Source organism: Rhizobium sp. CG5, assembly GCF_023701945.1.
Lineage (GTDB): Bacteria > Pseudomonadota > Alphaproteobacteria > Rhizobiales > Rhizobiaceae > Allorhizobium.
In genome coordinates this window covers 1-22,134 of the sequence record NZ_JABAEF010000010.1, presented here as the reverse complement: position 1 = coordinate 22,134, position 22,134 = coordinate 1, and the positions used below count along the sequence as shown (strand labels likewise).

Sequence of the window (22,134 nt, the reverse complement as noted above, 5' to 3'; positions counted from 1 at the left end):
AAGATTTTCGCCCGATTTCTTGGGTTTCCATCGGCATTCCATCCGAAAGGTTCTTTCATGTTGCGCTATCATAAACTTGTCCTGGCCGCCTGTGTGGCTCTCGTCGCGCTCGGCACGCCGGCATTTGCCGAAGACGCCGTGGTTGCCAAGGTCGGCGATCTCGAGATCCGCCAGTCCGAACTCGATCTTGCGCTGAGCAATCTCGACCCGCAGTTTGCCCAGATGCCGGACGAGCAGAAGAAGGTCGCCGCACTGTCCGGCGCCATCGACGTCAAGCTTTTGGCCGGTAACGCCATCAGCGAAGGCATGAAGGACGATCCGGCCTATCAGCAGCGCATGCAGTTCATTGCCGATCGCGAGCTTCACAATGCCTTCTTCAAGAAGCATGTCGTCGACGCGGTCAGCGATGCCGATGTCAAGGCACGCTACGACAAGGAAATCGCATCCCTTCCCAAGGAAGAGGAAGTGCGGGCCCGCCATATCCTGGTGAAGACCGAGGAAGAGGCCAAGGCGATCATTGCCGAACTGGACGCCGGCAAGGACTTCATCGAACTGGCCAAGGAAAAGTCGACCGACCCGAACAAGTCGGAAGGCGGCGACCTCGGCTATTTCAGCAAGGGCCGCATGGTGCCCGAGTTCGAAGCGGCCGCCCTTGCCATGGATGTCGGCACCTATTCCAAGGTACCGGTTGCCACGCAGTTCGGCTTCCACGTCATCAAGGTCGAGGATAAGCGCGTCGCGCCGGCACCGGCTTTCGAGGAAGTCGGCCAGCAGGTTCGCCAGTTGGTGATGCGCGACAAGTATCTGGAGCTGATCGAAGCAGCCAAGGCGAAGGCCAAGATCGACATTCTCGATCCGACCCTGAAGCAGGGCTACGAGCAGATCAACAAGCAACCCTAATCGGTCCCGGGCTCGCGCATGTCGCGAGCCCTTCCACTTCAGGCAGTCACCATGTCCGCAACCGTTTCTCCGCTTGCTCCGAAATCCTATGCCGAAATGCCGGTTATCCGCGGTTTGCGGATGGCGACGGCTGCGGCCGGCATCAAATACAAGAACCGCACCGATGTGCTGTTGATGGCCTTCGACACGCCCGCCAGCGTCGCCGGCGTGTTCACCCGTTCCAAATGCCCGTCGGCTCCGGTCGATTTCTGCCGCAGCAATCTCAGCCATGGCGTGGCGCGCGGCGTCGTGGTCAATTCGGGCAATGCCAATGCGTTTACCGGCCTCAAGGGCAGGGCGGCGACCGAGCTGACGGCGAAATCCGCGGCTGAGGCGCTTGGCTGCAGCGAGCAGGAAATCTACCTCGCTTCGACCGGCGTGATTGGCGAGCCGCTGGATGCCAGCAAATTTGCCGGCGTACTCGGCACCATGGCGACGGATGCGACCGGCGATTTCTGGCTGGAAGCCGCCAAGGCGATCATGACCACGGACACCTATCCGAAGGTCGCAACCCGCAGCGCCGATATCGACGGCGTCAAGGTGACGATCAACGGCATTGCCAAGGGCGCCGGCATGATTGCGCCCGACATGGCAACGATGCTGTCTTTCGTTGCAACCGATGCGGATATTGCGGCTCCGGCCCTGCAGGCCCTGCTGTCGGAGGGCGTCGGCCCGACATTCAATTCGGTGACGGTCGATAGCGATACGTCGACCTCCGACACGCTGATGCTGTTTGCCACCGGCGCTGCTGCAGCCGATGGCCAGGTCAAGGTCGAGCATGCGGACGATCCCAGGCTTGCCGGGTTCAAGACGGCGCTCAATGCCGTTTTGAAGGATCTGGCGCTGCAGGTGGTGCGCGACGGCGAGGGGGCGCGCAAGATGGTGGCGGTCACCGTGACCGGCGCTGAAAGCGACGTTGCCGCCAAGCGGATCGCCCTGTCGATCGCCAATTCGCCGCTGGTCAAGACGGCTGTTGCCGGCGAAGACGCCAATTGGGGCCGTGTCGTCATGGCGGTCGGAAAGTCCGGCGAAATGGCCGATCGCGACCTGCTGGCGATCTGGTTCGGAGATGTGCGAGTCGCCGTCAATGGCGAGCGCGATCCGGATTATTCCGAGGCGGCAACCACTGCCGTTATGAAGGAACAGGATATCGCCGTGAAGGTCGATATCGGACTTGGGCAAGGGACCGCTACGGTCTGGACCTGCGACCTGACCAAGGAATATGTCGCCATCAATGGCGATTATCGGAGTTGAGCCTCGCAATGCAGAGCATTCTGCCAACCCAGAACCTGCCGCTTGTCCGCCGGCTGGAGGCCGTCGGATTTCGCGCCTGGCCGGCCGCGTCGGTGCAGTATGACGGCAGCTGGCAGATCCGGCTGACGGGTGGCCATCCTTCAAAACGGCTCAATTGCCTGGTCGCGCTCGATCCTTCGGATTCGCGTGACATTGCCATTCGCGTGGAAAAAGCGGCCCGCAAATTCGAATCCTATGGCCGTCCGGTGATTTTTCGGGAGACGCCGCTGGCGCCGCGGCCGCTGGTCGAGATGCTTGCGGCGGAGGGCTGGGAACGCTTCGAGGAGGTCATCGTCAAGACGCTCGACCTTTCACAGCTTGAGCTGCCGGATACGCTCGACCATCTGCCGAGCCACGATGTCGGCCGGTTCGTCGATGCCTGCCTGCGGCTGGAGAGCGACGATCCGGTGATGAAGCCGGCCCTGGCCGAGATCCTGACGGCGATCAAGCCGCCGACCGGTCTCTTCCTGATGGAGGAGCCGAATGACGGGCCGGTTGCGGCAACCTTGTGCGTCCAGGACAACGATCTTGCCGGCATCATGCTGCTGGCGGTTGCCGAGGAATGCCGAGGACGGGGCATTGGCCTGGAAATCCTGTCATCGGCCTTGCGATGGGCCCGCATGCGCGGCGCCCGCACAGCCTGGCTGCAGGTGGTCGCCGACAATACGGCCGCCCTGGCGCTCTACGACAAGCTCGGCTTCCAGGAAGCCTATCGCTATTGTTACTGGCGCAAGGAGCCGAAGCCGTGAGCGAACAGGTCCGCCCGATCCTGCTGGTCGCAGCTTGTGCGCTTATCGACACGGACGGGCGCATTCTTCTGGCGCAGAGACCGGAAGGCAAGTCTTTGGCCGGGCTCTGGGAATTCCCTGGTGGCAAGGTCGAGCCGGGCGAAACACCGGAGGAGACGCTGGTGCGCGAACTTGAAGAGGAGTTGGGGATCGTCACCCAGGTGCCGTGCCTGGCGCCGCTGACCTTTGCCAGCCACACCTACGAGACTTTTCACCTGCTGATGCCGCTGTTCGTCTGCCGTCGCTTTGAGGGCATTCCGCACGGTCGCGAGGGCCAGGCGCTGAAATGGGTCAAGCCGCAGGCACTGCGACAATATCCGATGCCGCCGGCCGATGAGCCGTTGATCCCATTTCTGCAGGATCTTCTTTAGCTCTATTTGTTTATACCGTCATATTAACAGTACGTTAATCACCATCAGTCAAAGATCATCAAAGCTCATGCGTGTAGGCATGGTATGAGGATTGTGATGGCGGACGAAGATTTCTGGAAGGCAGTTCGGCTGCGGGACAGCGCTTCCAACAAATCCGGAAAAACGGGTGTACTGAATATCGCGCTGCTGTTCGGCACTGCGGTCATCGCGCTGACGCTTGTTCTGACGCCCATGCTGGCCGGCAACCCGGACAAGAAGCGGCTGGCGTTTAGCCCTGACCAACTCGACATGTTGACGACCGGCTCAATCGCACCCGCGGAGGGCGGCAAACGTTACACGATCCGCCGCAGCGTGCTGCAGGACATGCCGGGCTCTGTCTGTATCGTGGATGGCTACGGCGTCGGGAGCGGCTGCTAAGGATTGAATTCTATTGTTTTGGGCTGGTCTTCAGCCGCCCATTCTCACCGGAGATGAAGTATGCGCCTGCTGAGATCCTTTGTCGCCGATTTGAGGGGCGCGACCGCAATCGAATACGGACTGATCGCGGCGATCATGTCCGTTGCCCTGATTTCAGGATATGGTGCCTTCACCGGCGCGCTTGTGAACGTGTTCGACACTGTGAGCAACGAGATCGAGCCCTGAGGGGCAGACGACCGTTACTCATCCCTGTTGCTGGCCCGCGTCGCGAAGCGCGTCGGCGAGCCGCATTTTTGCCGAACCCGGCTTGAGCGGCTTTTGCTGGCTTTCGTGCGGTGCCCATCCCGAAACATAGATGATCGAGAATGTCGCTCGGATCCGGCCATCCGGATCGCTGTAGCGTTGCGCATAGAGTTCGGCTGCCCGCAGAAAGAAGCGGCGGTTGACCGGCTTGCGGCTGCGTCCCACCAACGGATTGGCCATGCCCATGGCCCTGAGGTCCCGCATCAGGGGAAACAGCGAATCATATCGCACCGAATAATCCTCGACATCGACCACCGGCAGGGCAAAGCCTGCCCGCTGCAGCAGCCCGCCGATGTCCCGGACATCGGCGAAGGGGATGACGCGCGGACTTGCACCCCCGGTCAGTTCGATCTCGGTCGAGAGGAGAACGTCCCGCAGTTCTCCCAGGGTGCCGGCGCCTGGGACGGCGGCAAACAGAAGGCCGTCCGGTTTCAAGGCCCGGCGCATCTGGATGAGGGCGCCGGTCGCGTCATTGGTGACATGCAGCGCAAGAGGCGACAGGATCAGGTTTGTCGATTGTTCGGCAAGCGGCAGGACTTCCAGCTGTGCCTCGATGAAGGGAAAGGCAGCATCAGCAAAATCGGTACTCATCTCGACGCGCGTCAGGGCATCGATCTTGCCGGTTGCCAGGCACTGCCGAGCCGCACTTCCCGTTGCGCCATGCAGTTCCACGGCCGTTTCGAACCGACGGTCGACGACGGCAAGCCGGTCGGCCATCTCGCGCCCGACGATATCGAGCAGGAAGGCGGCCTGCGCATCGGCTCTTGCCAGGGCGCGGCGCCGATTGCGGGCAATCAGGTCCTGATCGAAGAGGGGTTCCATGGAAGGGCTCCGACTGAAAGTTTGGATCGCAAAGGCGCCGGTATGGGGCTAATGTCAACCACATGGCGCTTGAAGACGCAGAAAGCAAGGCCGGCAACGGCCCATCAAAGCTGCTGGGGATGATCCGGCTGGCCGGGCTTTTGCGCGACATCGTCTATCCGCCGGCATGCTCTGGATGTGGTATGAGGACCGCGCGCCAAGGTGGTCTGTGTGTGACATGCTGGTGCTCGGTCCGTTTCATCGACCGGCCTTACTGCGAGGTGCTGGGCCTGCCGTTCTCCTACGATCCGGGGCCGGGAATGCTCTGCGCCGAGGCGATCGCCCATCCGCCGGTGTTTGACCGGCTACGCTCTGTGGCGGTGCATGACGGTGTGGCGCGCGACCTTGTCCATAGCCTCAAATACAGCGATCGAACCGACCTTGCGCCAATGATGGCAGGCTGGATGCTGCGGGCCGGTCAGGCGGACATTGCGGCATGCGATGCCATCCTTGCGGTGCCGCTGCATCCGTTGCGTCTCATCCAGCGCAAGTTCAACCAGTCGGCCGAACTCGGTCGCCATCTGGCACGCCAAGCCGGCAAGCCGTTTCTGCCGGCGACGCTTCTGCGCGTCAAGCGAACCGCCCAGCAGGTCGGTCTCAGTGCCAACGCCCGCGAGGACAATGTGCGGGGCGCCTTCCGCGTCGCCGAGCGGCGGCAGTCCGATGTCTTCGGCAGGCGGCTGGTGCTGGTCGACGATGTCTACACGACCGGCGCCACCGTGACGGCAGCGACCAGGGCGCTGAAGCGGGCGGGGGCGGCCGATGTCACGGTTTTGACCTTTGCAAGGGCCATTGCCGGCCCTATATAACGATAGAGATATCAAGGCGTTTCGCGGTTGCGAAATGAGACCACGACGGAGATGACCATGGTGCCGGTGACCATCTATACACGGCAGTTCTGCGGATATTGCGCCCGCGCCAAGCAGCTTCTGCAAGGCAAGGGTGTGGACTATGTCGAGCACGATGCGACCGGCAATGCGGACCTGCGCCAGGAAATGATCGCCAAGGCGGGCGGCCAGTCGACCTTTCCGCAGATCTTCATTGGCGCAACCCATGTCGGCGGGTGCGACGATCTGCACGCGCTGGAGCGCGCCGGCAAGCTGGACGCAATGCTCGCAGCGGAGTGAGGAGGACCGGGATGGCAATCAAGGTCGCAGCCGTTCAGATGTGTTCGGGCGTGGACCCGGACAAAAATGCGGCCAGCATGGCGCGCCTGGTGCGCGACGCTGCCGGTCAGGGTGCGATCTATGTGCAGACGCCGGAAATGACCGGCGCGATCCAGAAGGATCGAAAAGGCCTGATGGCCATTCTGCGCGACGAACAGAATGACGTCATCGTCAAGGCGGCGAGCGAGCTTGCTGGGGAGCTGAAGATCCATCTTCATGTCGGCTCGACCGCCATCGCGCTTGATGACGGCAAGATTGCCAATCGCGGCTTTCTGTTCGGCCCTTCCGGCGAGAAGATCTGCAGTTACGACAAGATCCACATGTTCGACGTGGATCTCGACAATGGCGAGAGCTGGCGCGAAAGTTCGGTCTACCGGCCGGGCGCTGAGGCAAGGGTGGTTGATCTGCCGTTTGCCAAACTCGGGTTTGCCATCTGCTACGACGTCCGGTTCCCGGCGCTGTTTCGCGCCGAGGCCGTGGCTGGCGTGCAAATCCTGACGGTTCCGGCAGCGTTTACCCGCCAGACCGGCGAGGCCCATTGGGAAATTCTGTTGCGGGCGCGTGCCATCGAGAACGGCGCATTCCTGATTGCCGCAGCGCAGGCCGGCCAGCATGAGGACGGGCGCGAGACGTTCGGCCATTCGATGATCATCGACCCCTGGGGCAAGATACTGGCTTCGGCCGGCGGGACCGGCGAGGCCGTCGTTTTGGCAGAGCTTGATTTGGCGGCCGTCAAGGCGGCGCGCGACAAGGTGCCGAACCTCAAAAACGCCCGTGATTTCACTCTGGACGTTCTGCCGGTCCTTGCAAAGGGAGGTGTGACAGTTTGATCCGTTATGCGCTGACCTGCGACAATGGGCATGCTTTCGAGGGTTGGTTTGCCAAGAGCGACGATTTCGATAGTCAGAAGGCGATGGGCTTTCTGACCTGTCCGAGCTGTGGCTCTGTTGATGTCGGAAAATCGCTGATGGCGCCTTCTGTGGCAACCGGGCGCCAGAAGGATGTGATTCACGCGCTTGCCATCGAACAGGCCCAGAAAAATGCCATCGCTAAAATGAAACAAGCGATCGCTTCGATCAAGGCCAATAGCGAAGATGTGGGCGAACGGTTTCCGGAAGAGGCGCGCAAGATCCACTATGGCGAGGCTGATGCGCGCGGCATCATCGGCCAGGCGTCACCCAGCGAGGTCAAGGCGCTTGTCGACGAAGGCATCGATATCGCACCCATTCCGGTTCTGCCGGACGACGTTCACTGACCCTGAAGCTTGGCGTCCGACCAGACCTTGGTCGTCAGCCTTTGAAACCGCCATTATCGAGAAAAGCCTGTTCCTCAGGCGTGGTCTGCCGGCCAAGCGCCTTGTTACGGTGCGGGAAGCGGCCGAAACGGGCGATGATCTCGTGATGTTCCTCAGCCCAGCGCAGGCTTTCGGTGTCACCCGTCGCTTCGCAATGGGCCTTGCACAGCGCCATGCAGCGTTCCTGGTCGGCCAATGTCTCCGAATGCTCGAAGGGCAGGTAGAAAAACGGACGCAGGGCGGGCTCCACGGCGCCGTCGAATCCGGCTTCCAAAGATTTTGCGGCAATGAACCGGGCCAGGCCGTCCGTTGCATAGGAATGAGCGCTGCCGCGGTAAAGATTGCGCGGAAACTGATCGAGCAGCAAAAGCAGCGCCAGACTTCCTTGCGCCGTCGTCTCCCAGACGGCGTAATCGCCGCGGGAGGCTGCGAGGTGATCGACCGCAAACAGAGCGGCGATCTCCGTATCAAAAGCGTCGTCCTTGCCGAACCATTTCTTCGGACCGTGCCGCAGCCAGAACGCGATGATGTCGGCAGGAGCGGTCATGCCGTTTGCCCTGTTGCCGCTGGCCTGCGGGTCAGCATCATGTAATTGACGTCGGTATCGGGCGACAGGTTCCACTGGTTCTGCAGCGGATTGAAGAACACGCCGATACGCTCGACCACTTCCATGCCGCTTTTCGTGACCGGCGCTTCCAACTCTTCCGGCCGCACCAGTTTTTCATATTGATGGGTGCCGCGCGGCAGCCAGCGCAGCAGGTATTCGGCACCGACGATGGCCAGGGCGGCCGCCTTGAAGGTGCGGTTGATGGTGGAAATCAGCATCATGCCGCCAGGGCGGACCATCGACGCGCAGGTCGAGATGAAGAACTCCACGTCGGCGACATGTTCGACGACTTCCATGTTGAGGACAATGTCAAAGGTCTCACCGGCGGCAGCCAGGGCCTCGGCGGTGACGGCGCGGTAGTCGACCGTCACGCCGGTCTGCTCAGCATGGGTTCGGGCAATTCCGATATTGCGCTCGGAGGCATCGGCGCCGAGCACGTTCGCGCCCATTTTGGCGATGGGTTCGGACAGCAGCCCGCCGCCGCAGCCGATGTCGAGAATGCGCAAGCCCTCAAGCGGCCTGTGCACTTTGGCATCGCGTGCGAAATTCTCGGCCGCCTTGTCGCGAATATAGGCCAGACGAACCGGATTGATCTTGTGCAGCGGACGGAATTTACCGGTCGGATCCCACCATTCCGCCGCCATTGCGGAAAAGCGATCGACTTCGCTCTGGTCGATCGTGCTGCGCACTTGTTCGCTCATGGTCCGGCCTCCGGGAAAGGGATGTCGCTTTCAAGTCGGACGATCGGCCTGCAAAGTCAAGGCTTGGCCGGAGAAGCGACACACTGTCACGGCAGGGCTGCTTCAGGAAATTGACCGTTGCCGTGCCGCTGCCGCAATTGCGGAACAACGTGGGTTTTCAAACGTTAAAACGATAAGGGCAAAAAAGCCCACGGACAGGGACGTTTTTGGAGAGACACTGATGAGGAAGCTATATCTATCGGCTGCAATTGCCCTGGCGGCGATTGCAGCGCCAGCGGTTGCGAGTGCCGCAACCGCTTATGCCACCGCGAACGTCAACATGCGATCGGGACCCAGCACAGAATATCCGCCTATTCTGGTTGTGCCGGCCAGCAGCCCTATTGAAATCTACGGCTGCCTGTCTGCCGCGAACTGGTGCGACGTTGCCTATGGCAGCTACCGCGGCTGGATCTCGGGCAGCTATCTTCAGACCACCTATTCGCAGCAGCGGATCTATGTCGGACCACAATATTATGAGCCCTTGGGCATTCCGACCGTGACCTTCAGCATCGATAGCTATTGGGATCGCCACTATCGCAGCCGTGACTTCTATCGCGATCGTGATCGCTGGCGCGAGCCGGCGGGACGAGATCGGGATCGCCGAATTTACGTCCAGCCGGATCGCGTTGAAAGAGATGACAACCGTCGGCCGCCACGTGTCGATAATCGCAATGACAGGCCGGATCCACGCCCTCGTCCGTCGCAGGCCGACCGCGAGGATAACCGTCCGGTCGTGAATCAGCGTCCGCCCAGGGCAGATAGCAACGACAATCGTCGTCCGCCGAGGGCTGACAGTGATAATCGCCGTCCGCCCAGAGCTGACAGTGATAACCGCCGTCCGCCCAGAGCGGATAGCAATGATCGTCCCGCCCGTTCGGAACGCAATGTGCGAAACACAAATAAGGAACGCCTCGATAACCAGGACAACGGGCGCGCATGCCCGCCCGGTGACCAGCGATGTGTTCGTCCGCGTCCATAAATCCACTTGAGCAGGGGCCGCCATTTGCGGCCCCTTTTTTTGTCCGGCAGTGCCATCGTCTTCGTGCGACAGCTTCTTGAAAATCAAATGACCTCACGCCGTTCAGCAACGCGCGGCCATTGAACTTGTCCGGGGTTTTCGATAAGAGACCGCAACCTTGCTTCCGGTTTTTGCGGAAGTGTGTTTCTTTCGGCGCCGGCAAGGCGCCACAGCGGTTTGCATCGGTAAGGCCATGGCTCGCATTGTGATGAAATTCGGCGGCACGTCCGTCGCCAATCTTGACCGCATTCATAACGTGGCCCGACATGTGAAACGCGAGGTCGATGCCGGCCACGAAGTTGCGGTGGTGGTTTCGGCGATGTCGGGCAAGACCAACGAGCTGGTCGACTGGGTCCAGACGATGCCAAAGGTGGCGGGTGCCGCTTCGCCTTTTTATGATGCCCGCGAATACGATGCCGTGGTTGCGTCCGGCGAGCAGGTGACATCGGGCCTGTTGGCGATTGCGCTGCAGTCGCTTGGTATCAATGCCCGGTCCTGGCAGGGCTGGCAGATCCCCATTAAAACAGACAGTGCCCATGGTGCGGCGCGCATCATGGACATCGACGGCAGCGACATCATCCGCCGCATGGGCGAGGGTCAGGTGGCGGTCGTTGCCGGATTCCAGGGCATCGGTCCCGACAACCGGCTGGCAACGCTCGGACGGGGCGGCTCGGACACGTCGGCGGTGGCGATCGCTGCGGCCGTCAAGGCCGATCGCTGCGATATCTATACCGACGTTGACGGCGTCTATACGACCGATCCGCGGATCGAACCGAAAGCGCGCCGCCTGAAGAAAGTCGCGTTCGAGGAAATGCTGGAAATGGCGTCGCTCGGCGCCAAGGTGCTGCAGGTGCGTTCCGTCGAGCTTGCGATGGTGCACAAGGTGCGGACCTTCGTGCGATCGAGCTTTGTAGACCCCGATGCGCCGGGCATGGGCGATCTGTTGAACCCGCCCGGTACGTTGATTTGCGATGAGGATGAGATCGTGGAACAGGAAGTTGTGACCGGCATTGCCTATGCCAAGGACGAAGCGCAGATCTCGCTGAGGCGGCTGGCGGACCGGCCGGGCGTTTCCGCGGCGATCTTCGGACCGCTCGCTGAATCCCATATCAATGTCGACATGATCGTGCAGAATATCTCCGAAGACGGAACGCGCACCGACATGACGTTTACGGTCCCCTCCGGTGACGTCGACAAGGCACTCAAAGTGCTGTCCGACAGCAAGGGCCAGATCGGTTACGACGTGGTGCAGAGCGAATCAGGCCTGGTCAAGGTCTCGGTCATTGGTATCGGCATGCGCAGCCATGCTGGCGTGGCTGCCACGGCGTTCCGCGCACTTGCGGAAAAAGGGATCAATATCAAGGCGATCACCACGTCCGAAATCAAGATTTCAATCCTGATTGATGGTCCCTATGCCGAATTGGCGGTCAGGACTTTGCATTCCTGTTACGGCCTCGATAAGAGTTGATACTCGGGTGGTAATTCGCCACCCTTGACAACCGGTGCCGCGGACCTTGTTCCGCTGGCGGGGTTTTGGTTTTTGGGAGCACAGACGGGATGAGAGACCTATCCGCGGGTCCACGCGTCCTCCTCAAACGGTTACGCGAACTGATGGCGGAACCGCTTGAGCCGCAGGAGCGTCTTGACCGCATCGTTCGCCAGATCGCGAGCAATATGGTCGCGGAGGTGTGCTCCGTCTACGTGCTGCGATCCGATGGTGTTCTGGAACTTTACGCAACCGAGGGTTTGAACCCGGACGCGGTGCATCTGGCCCAGTTGAAGATGGGGCAGGGCCTGGTCGGCACGATCGCGGCCAGTGCCCAGTCTCTCAATCTCTCCGATGCCCAGGCTCATCCGGCCTTCCGCTACCTGCCGGAGACCGGCGAAGAAATCTACCATTCCTTCCTTGGTGTTCCCATTTTGAGGGCCGGCCGCAGTTTGGGCGTGCTGGTCGTGCAGAACAAGGCGCAACGCAATTACCGGGAAGACGAACTTGAAGCGCTCGAGACCACGGCCATGGTGCTGGCGGAAATGATCGCGACCGGTGAGCTGAAAAAGATCACCCGGCCGGGGCTTGAGCTTGACCTGACGCGTGCCGTGACCATCGACGGCGACGGCTATAGCGAGGGCATCGGTCTCGGTTACGTGGTGCTGCACGAACCGCGCATCGTCGTCACCAATTTGCTCAACGAGGATGCCGATGCGGAAATAAGGCGGCTGGGCGAAGCGCTCGGATCGCTGCGGCTCTCGATCGACGACATGCTGTCGCGGCGCGAGATTTCGATGGAAGGCGAGCATCGCGAAGTGCTCGAAACCTATCGCATGTTCGCCCATGACCAGGGCTGGGTGCGGCGCATGGAAGAGGCGATCCACAACGGCCTGACGGCCGAGGCTGCGGTCGAGAAGGTCCAGAGCGATACCAAGGCCCGGATGATCCGGCTGACGGACCCTTATCTGCGCGAGCGGATGCACGATTTTGACGACCTGGCCAATCGGCTGCTCAGGCAGTTGACCGGATTTTCGGCGAGCTCTGGCGCCGATGGCTTTCCGGCCGATGCGGTCATTTTCGCCCGCGCCATGGGTGCTGCCGAGCTGCTGGATTATCCGCGCGCCAACATTCGTGGCCTGGTGCTCGAAGAGGGGGCGGTGACCAGCCATGTGGTCATCGTCGCACGGGCCATGGGTATTGCCGTGGTTGGCCAGGCCGCGGGTGCGGTGGCATTTGCGGAAAACGGCGATGCGGCCATCATCGATGGCGACGACGGCAAGGTACATCTGCGGCCGGTGACGGATCTGCAGAAGGCCTATGAGGAAAAAGTCAAGCTCAGGGCCAAGCGTCAGGAGCAGTTCCGCGCCCTGCGCGACGTCGAGCCGGTGACCAAGGATGGCAAACGCATCAAGCTGCAGATGAATGCCGGCCTGCTGGTCGATCTGCCGCAGCTTGCGGAATCGGGAGCCGAAGGCATAGGCCTGTTCCGCACGGAACTGCAGTTCATGATCGCCTCCACCATGCCGAAGGGCGAGGAGCAGGAGAGTTTCTACCGCAGCGTCCTGAAGCAGGCGGGAACGCGGCCGGTCACCTTCCGCACGCTGGACATCGGCGGCGACAAGGTCGTGTCCTATTTCCGCGGCCACGAGGAAGAAAACCCGGCGCTCGGCTGGCGGGCGATCCGGCTTTCGCTCGATCGGCCCGGCCTGCTGCGCACGCAGCTGCGGGCACTGCTGAAAGCGGCGGCCGGCGCGGAGCTCAAGATGATGCTGCCGATGATCACCGAGGTTTCGGAGATCCTGGCGGTGCGCGAGCTGATGCAGAAGGAGGTGCAGCACATCTCCAAATTCGGCCATCAATTGCCGAAGAAGCTGCAGTTCGGCGCGATGCTGGAAGTGCCGGCGCTGATGTGGCAGCTCGATGAGTTGATGGCGGAGGTAGATTTCGTCTCCGTCGGTTCCAACGACCTGTTCCAGTTCTCAATGGCCGTCGACCGCGGCAATGCGCGCGTGTCCGATCGCTTCGATAATCTCGGCCGTCCCTTCCTGAAAATCCTGCGCGATATCGTTCGGGCCGGGGACCGTCATCAGACGCCGGTGACGCTGTGTGGCGAAATGGCGGGCAAGGCCTTGTCGGCGATGGCGCTTCTGGGTCTAGGCTATCGGTCAATCTCGATGTCGCCGACGGCCATCGGCCCGGTCAAGGCCATGCTGTTGGCGCTCGATGTCGACAAGCTGAATGCTGGAATGACCGCCATTCTCGACGATTCCGGCTCGACCGAAAGCGTGCGGGCTTTCCTGGTCCGCTTTGCCGAAGAAAACGGTATTCCCCTTTAACATGCAATGTTCGGAGTAATGGGTGGCGAAGCTTCCTGTCGATAAAATGCGCGAGCTTGAGCGCCGCTTCGGCGAGATCGAGGCGCGCATGGCGGCCGGTCCGGCGTCGGATGTCTATGTCAAGCTGGCCTCGGAATATTCCGAGCTGGAGCCGGTGGTTCGCAAGATCCGCGATTTCCAGCAGGCTGAGAAAGAACGCGACGACCTCAAGGCCATGCTCGGCGACAAGAGCACGGATCGCGACATGCGGGATCTGGCCGAGATGGAACTGCCGGAGCTTGAAACACGGATCGAAGGGCTGGAGAAGGATATCCAGATCCTGCTGCTGCCGAAGGATGCCGCCGACGAGAAGAGCGCCATTCTGGAAATCCGGGCCGGCACCGGCGGTTCGGAAGCCGCGCTCTTTGCCGGCGATCTGTTCCGCATGTACGAGCGCTATGCCGCCGACAAGGGCTGGAAGGTGGAAGTGCTGTCGGCCAGCGAAGGCGATGCCGGCGGGTTCAAGGAAATCATCGCGACGGTGACCGGCCGCGGGGTGTTTTCCAAGCTGAAATTCGAATCCGGTGTGCACCGCGTCCAGCGGGTGCCGGATACGGAAACGCAGGGGCGGATCCATACCTCGGCGGCCACGGTTGCCGTTCTGCCGGAAGCCGAAGACATCGACATCGAAATCCGCAACGAAGACATCCGCATCGATACCATGCGTTCATCGGGTGCCGGCGGCCAGCACGTCAACACCACGGACTCGGCGGTGCGCATTACCCATATGCCGTCGGGCATCGTCGTGACATCCTCGGAAAAGTCGCAGCATCAGAACCGCGCCAAGGCCATGCAGGTGCTGCGCTCCAGGCTCTACGACATGGAACGGCAGAGGGCCGACAGCGAACGTTCTGCGTCGCGCAAGAGCCAGGTCGGCTCGGGCGATCGCTCCGAGCGCATCCGCACCTATAATTTTCCGCAGGGGCGGGTCACCGATCACCGCATCAATCTGACGCTCTACAAGATCGACCGCATGATGATGGGCGAAATCGACGAAGTGGTCGATGCCCTGCTGGCCGATTATCAGGCGGGGCAGCTGGCGATGCTTGGCGATCCGGCATGACGGATCGGCCGGATAGCGTGATGGGTCTGGTGGAGCTTGCCCGGCGATCCTTCGGGCAGGCAGGTCTTGCCAATCCTGCTGCCGATGCCCGGCTGCTGGTCGGCGGTCTTCTCAGGCTGTCCCACGGGCAAATTGTCGCAGGCCACGATGCCGCGGTGGCCGCAGGGGACGCACAAAGGGTCCGGGCTGCGATCGAACGGCGGCTTCGGCATGAGCCGGTTCACCGCATTCTCGGCCACAGAAGCTTCCACGATCTCGACCTCCGGCTGTCGCCGGCGACGCTGGAGCCAAGGCCCGATACGGAAATTCTGGTCGACCATATCCTGCCCTATCTGAAGACAATCATCGCAAACAAGGGCAATGCGCAGGTCCTGGATCTTGGCACGGGGACGGGTGCGATCGCGCTTTCCCTGTTGAAGCAATGTCCCGAAGCAGTGGCGACCGGCACGGATATTGCGCCAGAGGCTCTTGTCACCGCGCAGCAGAATGCCCATCTAAATGGTCTCTCCGACCGGTTTTCAACTGTTCAAAGCCATTGGTTTGTTGAGATTGACGGTCGTTTCGACATCATTGTGTCAAATCCACCCTATATAAGAACCGATGTCATCAAGGCGCTGGCGCCAGATGTGAGGGATTTCGATCCGCCTGCCGCACTGGACGGAGGTCCAGACGGGCTCGACGCCTACAGGGCGATTGCCGCTGGTGCCAAGGATCATCTGGACGACGACGGGCTGGTTGCTTTGGAGATCGGCTTCGATCAGAAAACCGATGTCGCCAAGATCTTCCAGGCCTGCGGTTTCTCGTTGCTCGAAGCGGCGCGCGACTATGGCGGCAATGATCGGGTCCTGCTGTTTCGCTAGGTTTTGTTCAGCCGATTGTTTGCTGCACATGCTCAGGTTAATTTGCAAAAACGAAGAAAAGGCTTGGTTTTCCAATTGAAGCGGGATAGGTTGCCCGCACAACCACCGGGCAGCGGGGAATGAATTGAGATTCGTTCGGGTCTGGGTCGCTCTCGAAAGCAACTCTTCTTTGAGGAGTTCCCGAGGCGAATGCATTCAGGTGGGTGGATCAGTAAATTTAACTTTCACCAGCGGCAGTATGCTGCAATGGCGCAGTATGCTCTCGGCGCGCAGAGCCTCGGTTCCGGTGTGACCGGATCCAGCAGCGTTGCCCTCATATCAGCAAAACAGAAAATTCAGGTGAGTATTCGATGAGGCCAGGACAGCAGAACAAGCGTAGTCGCGGGCGTAGCAGTGGTGGTGGTGGCAGCAATAACAATAATAATAACAACAATAACAACTACAACCGCAAGGGCTCCAATCCGCTGACGCGGACCTATGACAGTTCCGGGCCGGACGTAAAGATCAGGGGCACTGCCCAGAACGTCGCCGAGAAATATACCCAGCTCGCACGCGACGCCCATAGTTCCGGCGACCGGGTCATGGCTGAAAATTATCTTCAGCACGCCGAGCACTACAATCGCATCATTGCAACGGCCCAGGCTCAGATGCAGGAACGTGTCCAGCGCGATGATCGTGGCGAGTCCCAGGACCGCGACATGGATCGCGATGGCGACGATTTCGAGATGGATGATCGCGGTTACAACCCGCAGCCTGTCGAAATCGCCGGAACCGGCCCGCAGCCGGTGATCCCGGAAGTGCCGGCCGAAGTGGTTGCCGCCACAGAAACTCCGGCAGAAGCGCCCGATGGCGCAGAACGCGGACCGTCGCGTCGCCGTGCGGCATCCAATCGTCCCCGGCGTACGCGTCGTGGCGCCGGATCGGACGAGCAGGCTGAAGGCGGCGAAGCACCGTCTGCTGAAGCCGGCTCCGAGGCTGGCGAACCGCCAGCGCTGGTAACGGCCTCCGAATAAGTCTCTCCGAAATGACGAAGGGCCGGCCTCTTGGCCGCCCTTCGCGTCGATTGCCACTCGGATGGCAGTGCTTGTGCCCATCGAGGGCCGCGAAAGCCGGCATAAATGCCTGGGTATCGAAGCTGCGACAAAGCGCGCCAGGTCGGATTTGCAAGACGCGGCATTTTCCGGCAAACGCCTCTTTAAACACAAAAAATTCCTCACCATATCTCGTTCAAGGGGAAGGACCCGGCCGATGTGCCTGTTCTTCCCGAGGCTCGCCTTTAAGGGGGCCCTTGTCTTAACCGCCGTATTGCGCCGAGACGGGCAGTGCGGCCAGTGGAGAGTGGCTTATGAACATCGAGAAATATTCCGAACGGGTGCGCGGCTTCCTGCAGTCGGCTCAGACCCATGCCCTGTCCGAGGGCCATCAGCAGTTCACGCCTGAACATGTGTTGAAAGTGCTTCTGGACGATGACCAGGGCATGGCGTCGTCGTTGATTTCGCGTGCCGGGGGCGATCCGAAGAGCGCCCGGATCGCCAATGACGCGGCCTTGGCGAAACTGCCGAAAGTGTCGGGCGGCAATGGCCAGGTCTATCTGTCGCAACCGCTGGCCAAGGTCTTTTCGACGGCGGAGGACGCATCGAAGAAAGCCGGTGACAGTTTCGTCACCGTCGAGCGGCTTCTGCTGGCTCTGGCGATCGAAACCTCTGCCTCGACGTCTGCGACACTGAAAAAGGCCGGCGTGACCGCCAATGGCCTCAACCAGGTCATCAATGACATTCGCAAGGGTCGCACCGCTGACAGCGCCAATGCCGAACAGGGATTTGACGCCCTGAAGAAATATGCACGCGACCTGACCGCCGAAGCGCGCGAGGGCAAGCTTGATCCGGTGATCGGCCGGGACGATGAAATCCGCCGCACCATCCAGGTCCTGTCGCGCCGCACCAAGAACAATCCGGTGCTGATCGGTGAACCCGGCGTCGGAAAGACGGCGATCGCCGAAGGTCTGGCGCTCAGGATCGTCAATGGCGATGTGCCGGAAAGCCTCAAGGAAAAGAAGCTGATGGCGCTCGACATGGGCTCGCTGATCGCGGGCGCGAAATATCGCGGCGAATTCGAAGAACGGTTAAAGGCCGTGCTGAGCGAAGTTCAGTCGGAGAATGGCGACATCATCCTGTTCATCGACGAGATGCATACGCTGGTGGGAGCCGGAAAGGCGGATGGGGCGATGGATGCCTCCAATCTGCTGAAGCCGGCCCTTGCACGCGGCGAGTTGCATTGCGTCGGCGCGACCACGCTTGATGAATATCGCAAGCATGTCGAGAAGGATGCAGCGCTTGCCCGACGCTTTCAGCCCGTGATGGTCAACGAGCCGACGGTGGAGGATACGATCTCCATTCTGCGCGGCCTCAAGGAAAAGTACGAGCAACACCACAAGGTGCGGATCTCGGATTCGGCGATCGTGGCGGCGGCGACCCTGTCGAACCGCTATATCACCGACCGCTTCCTGCCCGACAAGGCCATTGACCTGATGGACGAAGCGGCTTCGCGGCTGCGGATGCAGGTCGATTCCAAGCCGGAAGAGCTCGATGAACTCGATCGCCGCATCATCCAGCTGAAGATCGAACGCGAGGCCTTGAAAAAGGAAACCGATGCGTCGTCGGTTGACCGGCTGAAGCGTCTCGAGATGGAGCTCACATCGCTTGAAGAACAGGCCGATGCCCTGACGGCGCGCTGGCAGGCCGAAAAGCAGAAGCTCGGCCTTGCCGCCGATCTGAAAGGGCAGCTCGAAGAAGCCCGCAACGAATTGGCGATCGCCCAGCGCAAGGGTGAATTCCAGCGCGCCGGTGAGCTTGCCTATGGCGTCATTCCGAAGCTCGAAAAGGAACTGACCGAGGCGGAAGCCCAGGATGGCAGCGGCCGCGACAACATGGTTCAGGAAGTGGTCACACCGGACAACATCGCCCATATCGTGTCGCGCTGGACGGGTATTCCCGTCGACAAGATGCTGGAAGGCCAGCGCGAGAAACTGCTGCGCATGGAAGACGAACTGGCCAAAACAGTTGTCGGCCAGGGCGATGCGGTGCAGGCGGTGTCCCGGGCGGTTCGCCGGGCACGGGCCGGTCTGCAGGATCCGAACCGGCCGATCGGCTCGTTCATCTTCCTCGGGCCGACGGGCGTCGGCAAGACGGAGCTGACCAAGTCGCTGGCCCGCTTCCTGTTCGACGACGAAACCGCGATCCAGCGCATGGACATGTCGGAATACATGGAGAAGCATTCCGTGGCCCGTCTGATCGGTGCGCCTCCGGGCTATGTCGGTTACGAGGAAGGCGGCGCGCTGACAGAGTCCATTCGCCGCAAACCGTATCAGGTGGTGCTGTTCGACGAGATCGAGAAGGCCCATCCGGATGTGTTCAATGTGTTGCTGCAGGTGCTTGACGATGGCCGCCTGACGGACGGCCAGGGCCGGACCGTGGATTTCAAGAACACGATCATCATCATGACCTCCAATCTGGGGGCCGAATATCTGACGGCGCTCGGCGAAAACGAGGACAGCGACAGTGTGCGCGAGCAGGTGATGAATGTGGTCAAGGCGTCGTTCCGGCCGGAATTCCTCAATCGTGTCGACGAGATCATCCTCTTCCATCGTCTGCGGCGGGAGGAAATGGGCACGATCGTCGATATCCAGCTGAAGCGTCTGATGGAACTGCTGGTCGAGCGCAAGATCACCATCGATCTCGGGCAGGATGCCAGGGCCTGGCTTGCCGACAAGGGCTATGATCCGGTCTATGGCGCCCGTCCGTTGAAGCGGGTGATCCAGAAGTATCTTCAGGATCCGCTGGCCGAGCAGATCCTGGCCGGCACCATTGCGGACGGTTCCGCCGTTACGGTTTCCGCCGGCTCGGACCGCCTGCTGTTTGCAACGGAAGCCGGTATCGACAAGGCGGCCTGATCCGGAACTGTTGGATTCCGCAACCCAGCCCGACTAAAACAATGGCGGCCTTTCGGCCGCCATTTGCATGTCCAAGGTTCTGCCGAGGGGATCAGCGGCTGGCCACTTGCTTGGCCTTGTCGGTATTGCCGAGCAGGGTGTCGATGCGCTGGCGCTCGGCTTCGAACCGGGCAAGCGCCTCGCCCTCCAGCGATTTGCCGCCGGGCAGGCGGACCCGCAGGGGATCGACCTTCGTGCCATTGACGATCAGTTCATAGTGCAGATGCGGTCCGGTCGACAGGCCTGTCGTGCCGACCCAGCCGATCACCTGCCCCTGGCGAATGGTGGCGCCGGGCTTGACGCCCTTGGCAATGCCGCTCTGGTGATTGTAGGAAGTGACATAGCCATTGGCATGACGGATCAAGGTCTGATTGCCATATCCGCCGGAATCCCAACCGGCCTTCTCGACCGTGCCGTTGCCGGCGGCGATGATCGGCGTGCCGCGGGGTGCTGCCCAGTCGGTGCCGGTATGCATGCGCGAGAAACCGAGGATCGGATGGCGGCGCATGCCAAAGCCCGACTTGAAAGTACCGTTTGGAACCGGATTGCGCAGCAGGAACTGCCGTATGCTCTTGCCGTTCTCGTCGAAATAGTCGACCGAATTGTCGCTCGGGTCCTGATAGCGATAAAAGCTGGTGATGTTTTCGCCGAACCGCGCCCGCACATAAAGCAGTTCCGAGGCTTCCGTTGCCAGGCCGCTTTCGTCGGCGACCGAGAAAAATGCCTCCAGGGCATCCGTCGGCTTGAGGGAGGCCTGGAAATCGACATTGCTGGCGAGCAGCTTGATCACCAATGCGGTCATCTCCTTGCTCATGCCATAGGAGAGGGCGGCGCGGTATATTCCGTCATACACCCGCGGCAGGTCCCGGCCGGTCAGCACGGGTACGGTCGCATCGTCATTGAAGGCCGTGGTGATGGCGTCCAGCATCGGCGGCTCTTCCCCGTCGACCAGGCGATCGTCGTCGTCAACCGCCAGCGTGACGACGTGGCTCGTGCCGCGATAGGCGCTGAACCGAACGATGCGGGCTTCTTCGCCGCGCTGGATGATGCCGATGCGCAGCAGATCGCCGGCCGCCATGTCGGTCGAACCGAGATGCTGGGCCAGGTATTTTGCCATGTCCTCGGCCTTCGACTTCGGATATCCGGCGCCCGTCAGCGCCGCCACGATCGACTGCGGCTGGTGGATCGGAATAATATCGTCTGCGAATTCCGGGGTCTCCGGGGTGAACGGTTCGGGCGTCGAGACCGTCATGTTCTGCTCGACGATCCGCGCCGAGAGGCCCGGGTTGATGTCCAGCCCGTCCGCGTCGGCGGAGAAACGCTGCGGATCGATATAATAGAGCGAGGCGACCTGGCTGTTGCCGTCGGTCAACACCGACCCGTTCGAGCGGACATTTTCCTCGATCTCGTCGAGCGTCATGACGCCAGCATAGGGATAGGGGGCATTGTCGGACGGAAATGCAGCGGTCTTCAGGCTCACTTCCGATTCCACGTCGGATTCGTAGATCGCGCCGGTGCGGCCGGCGGCCGATCCGGTCTTCTCGTCGGCGGAGAAGATCGCTAGCGGGTCGAAGGCGGGATAGCTATCCTGGGTGGCATAATTGGCCGCCAGCATCATATGGACATGCGCAAAGGGCTGTCGGCGCACGACGTCCTTCTCGCCTTCCTTGATCACCGTGGAGATTTCCATGATCGACCGGTCGGCCGGCTTGGCGGCGATCACCGGGGCAATCAACCGGCCGCCGCGCTTGGCGTTCTCTTGCGGGCTGGTGTCGAGACCATCGATGTCGCCTGAGGCAAAGGCCTCGGCCGGAATGGCCAGTTGCTGGCGACCGTCGAGTGCTGCAAACAGCGCAACGCCCATCAGGATGCTCGAGGTAATGCCGGTCAGAAAGGTCCCCGACAGCCAACGCAACGAGATCTCGCGGCGATCGGGCGCACGGCGACCGTCGGCAAGAATGGGTGGCTCATTTCCCAGGGATTTTGCGAGGTTCCTGTCGGCCATCATGCCGTTATGCCCGTCTCTTCAACTGTTCAGGTCTCACTCGTATATTGCCCTGAAATATCTGCATGTTTGGCATCGGCGAGTCAAATCAAGACCGGACCGAGTCGGTAGGACTGCCCATGACGAGGTGCAGCAAGACCATCCGATTGTGATTTTCTGAGGGCGGCGTTCGCTCCGGGAGCAACGGCCCAGCGTGCCTGCGGGCGTTCTTAACACACGTCGTGATCCTTGCCGGCCTGTTTTGGAGCACGGGCTCTCATCAGCATCATCTCGCTTTCGACAAACGGATGGCATTCTGCAATCCGTAATAATTGTCGCGATCCACCCACCACCCCTATGGTGCATCGCAAAAGGACGACCAGTCGATGTGATCGAAATTCTTTTATAAAATCAAAAGGATAATAAAAATCTCGATTTTCCTCGGAATGCCTGTTGACTTAGTCGGGTTGTGGGATCTATAAACCGCTCACTGAACGAGGGCGGCGGCGCTGCTGGCGACGGTGACTTTCGTTCTAAAGAAATCCGACAGAGCTTGGCCAGATTGGCTGGTTTTGGGT

21 protein-coding genes are annotated in these 22,134 nt (G+C 61.0%); 17 read left to right on the top strand and 4 right to left on the bottom strand.

The annotated features are described in order from the left end of the window. Positions 1-57: 57 nt before the first annotated feature. From HGO38_RS17000 to HGO38_RS16975, 6 genes are all read left to right on the top strand, one after another. A complete protein-coding gene (locus HGO38_RS17000) occupies positions 58-900 on the top strand; it encodes a peptidylprolyl isomerase (protein WP_250957099.1) in 843 nt (280 codons plus the stop codon). Between the two features lie 51 nt (positions 901-951). Further along, on the top strand, positions 952-2,193 hold the full coding sequence (gene argJ / locus HGO38_RS16995) for a bifunctional glutamate N-acetyltransferase/amino-acid acetyltransferase ArgJ (protein ID WP_250957098.1): 1,242 nt from the start codon (positions 952-954) through the stop codon (positions 2,191-2,193). An 8-nt stretch (positions 2,194-2,201) separates the two neighbouring features. Beyond that, a complete protein-coding gene (locus HGO38_RS16990) occupies positions 2,202-2,981 on the top strand; it encodes a GNAT family N-acetyltransferase (RefSeq protein ID WP_250957097.1) in 780 nt (259 codons plus the stop codon). Then, entirely contained in the window at positions 2,978-3,391 is a 414-nt protein-coding gene (mutT, locus tag HGO38_RS16985; RefSeq protein ID WP_250957096.1) for an 8-oxo-dGTP diphosphatase MutT, read from the top strand. Before HGO38_RS16990 ends, mutT begins: the two co-directional genes overlap by 4 nt. 96 nt (positions 3,392-3,487) lie before the next feature. Continuing rightward, on the top strand, positions 3,488-3,808 hold the full coding sequence (locus HGO38_RS16980) for a hypothetical protein (RefSeq protein WP_250957095.1): 321 nt from the start codon (positions 3,488-3,490) through the stop codon (positions 3,806-3,808). Positions 3,809-3,868: 60 nt separating this feature from the next. Continuing rightward, positions 3,869-4,033 carry a Flp family type IVb pilin gene (locus HGO38_RS16975; RefSeq protein WP_250957094.1) on the top strand — a complete coding sequence of 55 codons (165 nt, stop codon included), beginning with the start codon at positions 3,869-3,871 and terminating at the stop codon, positions 4,031-4,033. An 18-nt stretch (positions 4,034-4,051) separates the two neighbouring features. Here the strand turns inward: HGO38_RS16975 and HGO38_RS16970 are convergent, their stop codons facing one another. After that, positions 4,052-4,933, bottom strand: coding sequence for a methyltransferase domain-containing protein (locus HGO38_RS16970; RefSeq protein WP_250957093.1), 882 nt, complete (start codon positions 4,931-4,933; stop codon positions 4,052-4,054). Between the two features lie 119 nt (positions 4,934-5,052). On the opposite strand from HGO38_RS16970, the gene HGO38_RS16965 reads away from it, so the two are divergent. From HGO38_RS16965 to HGO38_RS16950, 4 genes are read left to right on the top strand one after another with little or no spacing between them, the layout of a single operon-like run. Next, positions 5,053-5,781: a ComF family protein gene (locus tag HGO38_RS16965; protein ID WP_250957284.1), complete on the top strand. Its 729-nt coding sequence runs from the start codon at positions 5,053-5,055 to the stop codon at positions 5,779-5,781. 57 nt (positions 5,782-5,838) lie between these two features. Continuing rightward, positions 5,839-6,099 carry a glutaredoxin 3 gene (grxC, locus tag HGO38_RS16960; RefSeq protein ID WP_250957092.1) on the top strand — a complete coding sequence of 87 codons (261 nt, stop codon included), beginning with the start codon at positions 5,839-5,841 and terminating at the stop codon, positions 6,097-6,099. An 11-nt stretch (positions 6,100-6,110) separates the two neighbouring features. Further along, the gene (locus tag HGO38_RS16955) at positions 6,111-6,968 is read left to right on the top strand and encodes a carbon-nitrogen hydrolase family protein (RefSeq protein WP_250957091.1); all 858 of its coding nucleotides are present in this window, start codon (positions 6,111-6,113) and stop codon (positions 6,966-6,968) included. Next, complete coding sequence (locus HGO38_RS16950; RefSeq protein WP_250957090.1) at positions 6,965-7,393, top strand: DUF1178 family protein; 429 nt, start codon at positions 6,965-6,967, stop codon at positions 7,391-7,393. Before HGO38_RS16955 ends, HGO38_RS16950 begins: the two co-directional genes overlap by 4 nt. Positions 7,394-7,427: 34 nt before the next feature. On the opposite strand, the gene HGO38_RS16945 is transcribed toward HGO38_RS16950, so the two are convergent. Both HGO38_RS16945 and ubiG read right to left on the bottom strand, forming a co-directional pair. After that, positions 7,428-7,979 carry a DUF924 family protein gene (locus tag HGO38_RS16945; protein WP_250957089.1) on the bottom strand — a complete coding sequence of 184 codons (552 nt, stop codon included), beginning with the start codon at positions 7,977-7,979 and terminating at the stop codon, positions 7,428-7,430. Continuing rightward, positions 7,976-8,740: a bifunctional 2-polyprenyl-6-hydroxyphenol methylase/3-demethylubiquinol 3-O-methyltransferase UbiG gene (gene ubiG, locus HGO38_RS16940; protein WP_250957088.1), complete on the bottom strand. Its 765-nt coding sequence runs from the start codon at positions 8,738-8,740 to the stop codon at positions 7,976-7,978. Before ubiG ends, HGO38_RS16945 begins: the two co-directional genes overlap by 4 nt. A gap of 220 nt (positions 8,741-8,960) precedes the next feature. Between ubiG and HGO38_RS16935 the strand changes: the two genes are divergently transcribed. The 7 genes from HGO38_RS16935 to clpB all read left to right on the top strand — a co-directional run bounded on the left by HGO38_RS16935 (position 8,961) and on the right by clpB (position 19,533). Further along, positions 8,961-9,758, top strand: coding sequence for an SH3 domain-containing protein (locus tag HGO38_RS16935; RefSeq protein WP_250957087.1), 798 nt, complete (start codon positions 8,961-8,963; stop codon positions 9,756-9,758). 232 nt (positions 9,759-9,990) lie between these two features. Continuing rightward, complete coding sequence (locus HGO38_RS16930) at positions 9,991-11,265, top strand: aspartate kinase (protein WP_250957086.1); 1,275 nt, start codon at positions 9,991-9,993, stop codon at positions 11,263-11,265. 89 nt (positions 11,266-11,354) lie between these two features. Then, on the top strand, positions 11,355-13,622 hold the full coding sequence (gene ptsP, locus HGO38_RS16925; protein ID WP_250957085.1) for a phosphoenolpyruvate--protein phosphotransferase: 2,268 nt from the start codon (positions 11,355-11,357) through the stop codon (positions 13,620-13,622). Positions 13,623-13,644: 22 nt separating this feature from the next. After that, positions 13,645-14,724: a peptide chain release factor 1 gene (gene prfA / locus HGO38_RS16920; RefSeq protein ID WP_250957084.1), complete on the top strand. Its 1,080-nt coding sequence runs from the start codon at positions 13,645-13,647 to the stop codon at positions 14,722-14,724. Continuing rightward, positions 14,721-15,584 (top strand): peptide chain release factor N(5)-glutamine methyltransferase, encoded by an 864-nt coding sequence (prmC, locus tag HGO38_RS16915; protein ID WP_250957083.1) that lies wholly within the window; start codon positions 14,721-14,723, stop codon positions 15,582-15,584. The genes prfA and prmC overlap by 4 nt, the downstream gene beginning before the upstream one ends. Positions 15,585-15,934: 350 nt before the next feature. Beyond that, entirely contained in the window at positions 15,935-16,597 is a 663-nt protein-coding gene (locus tag HGO38_RS16910) for a DUF4167 domain-containing protein (RefSeq protein WP_250957082.1), read from the top strand. 332 nt (positions 16,598-16,929) lie between these two features. Next, a complete protein-coding gene (gene clpB, locus HGO38_RS16905) occupies positions 16,930-19,533 on the top strand; it encodes an ATP-dependent chaperone ClpB (protein ID WP_250957081.1) in 2,604 nt (867 codons plus the stop codon). Positions 19,534-19,624: 91 nt separating this feature from the next. Here clpB and HGO38_RS16900 read toward each other — a convergent pair whose 3' ends face one another. Then, positions 19,625-21,580 carry a M23 family metallopeptidase gene (locus tag HGO38_RS16900; protein WP_250957080.1) on the bottom strand — a complete coding sequence of 652 codons (1,956 nt, stop codon included), beginning with the start codon at positions 21,578-21,580 and terminating at the stop codon, positions 19,625-19,627. Between the last annotated feature and the right edge of the window lie 554 nt (positions 21,581-22,134).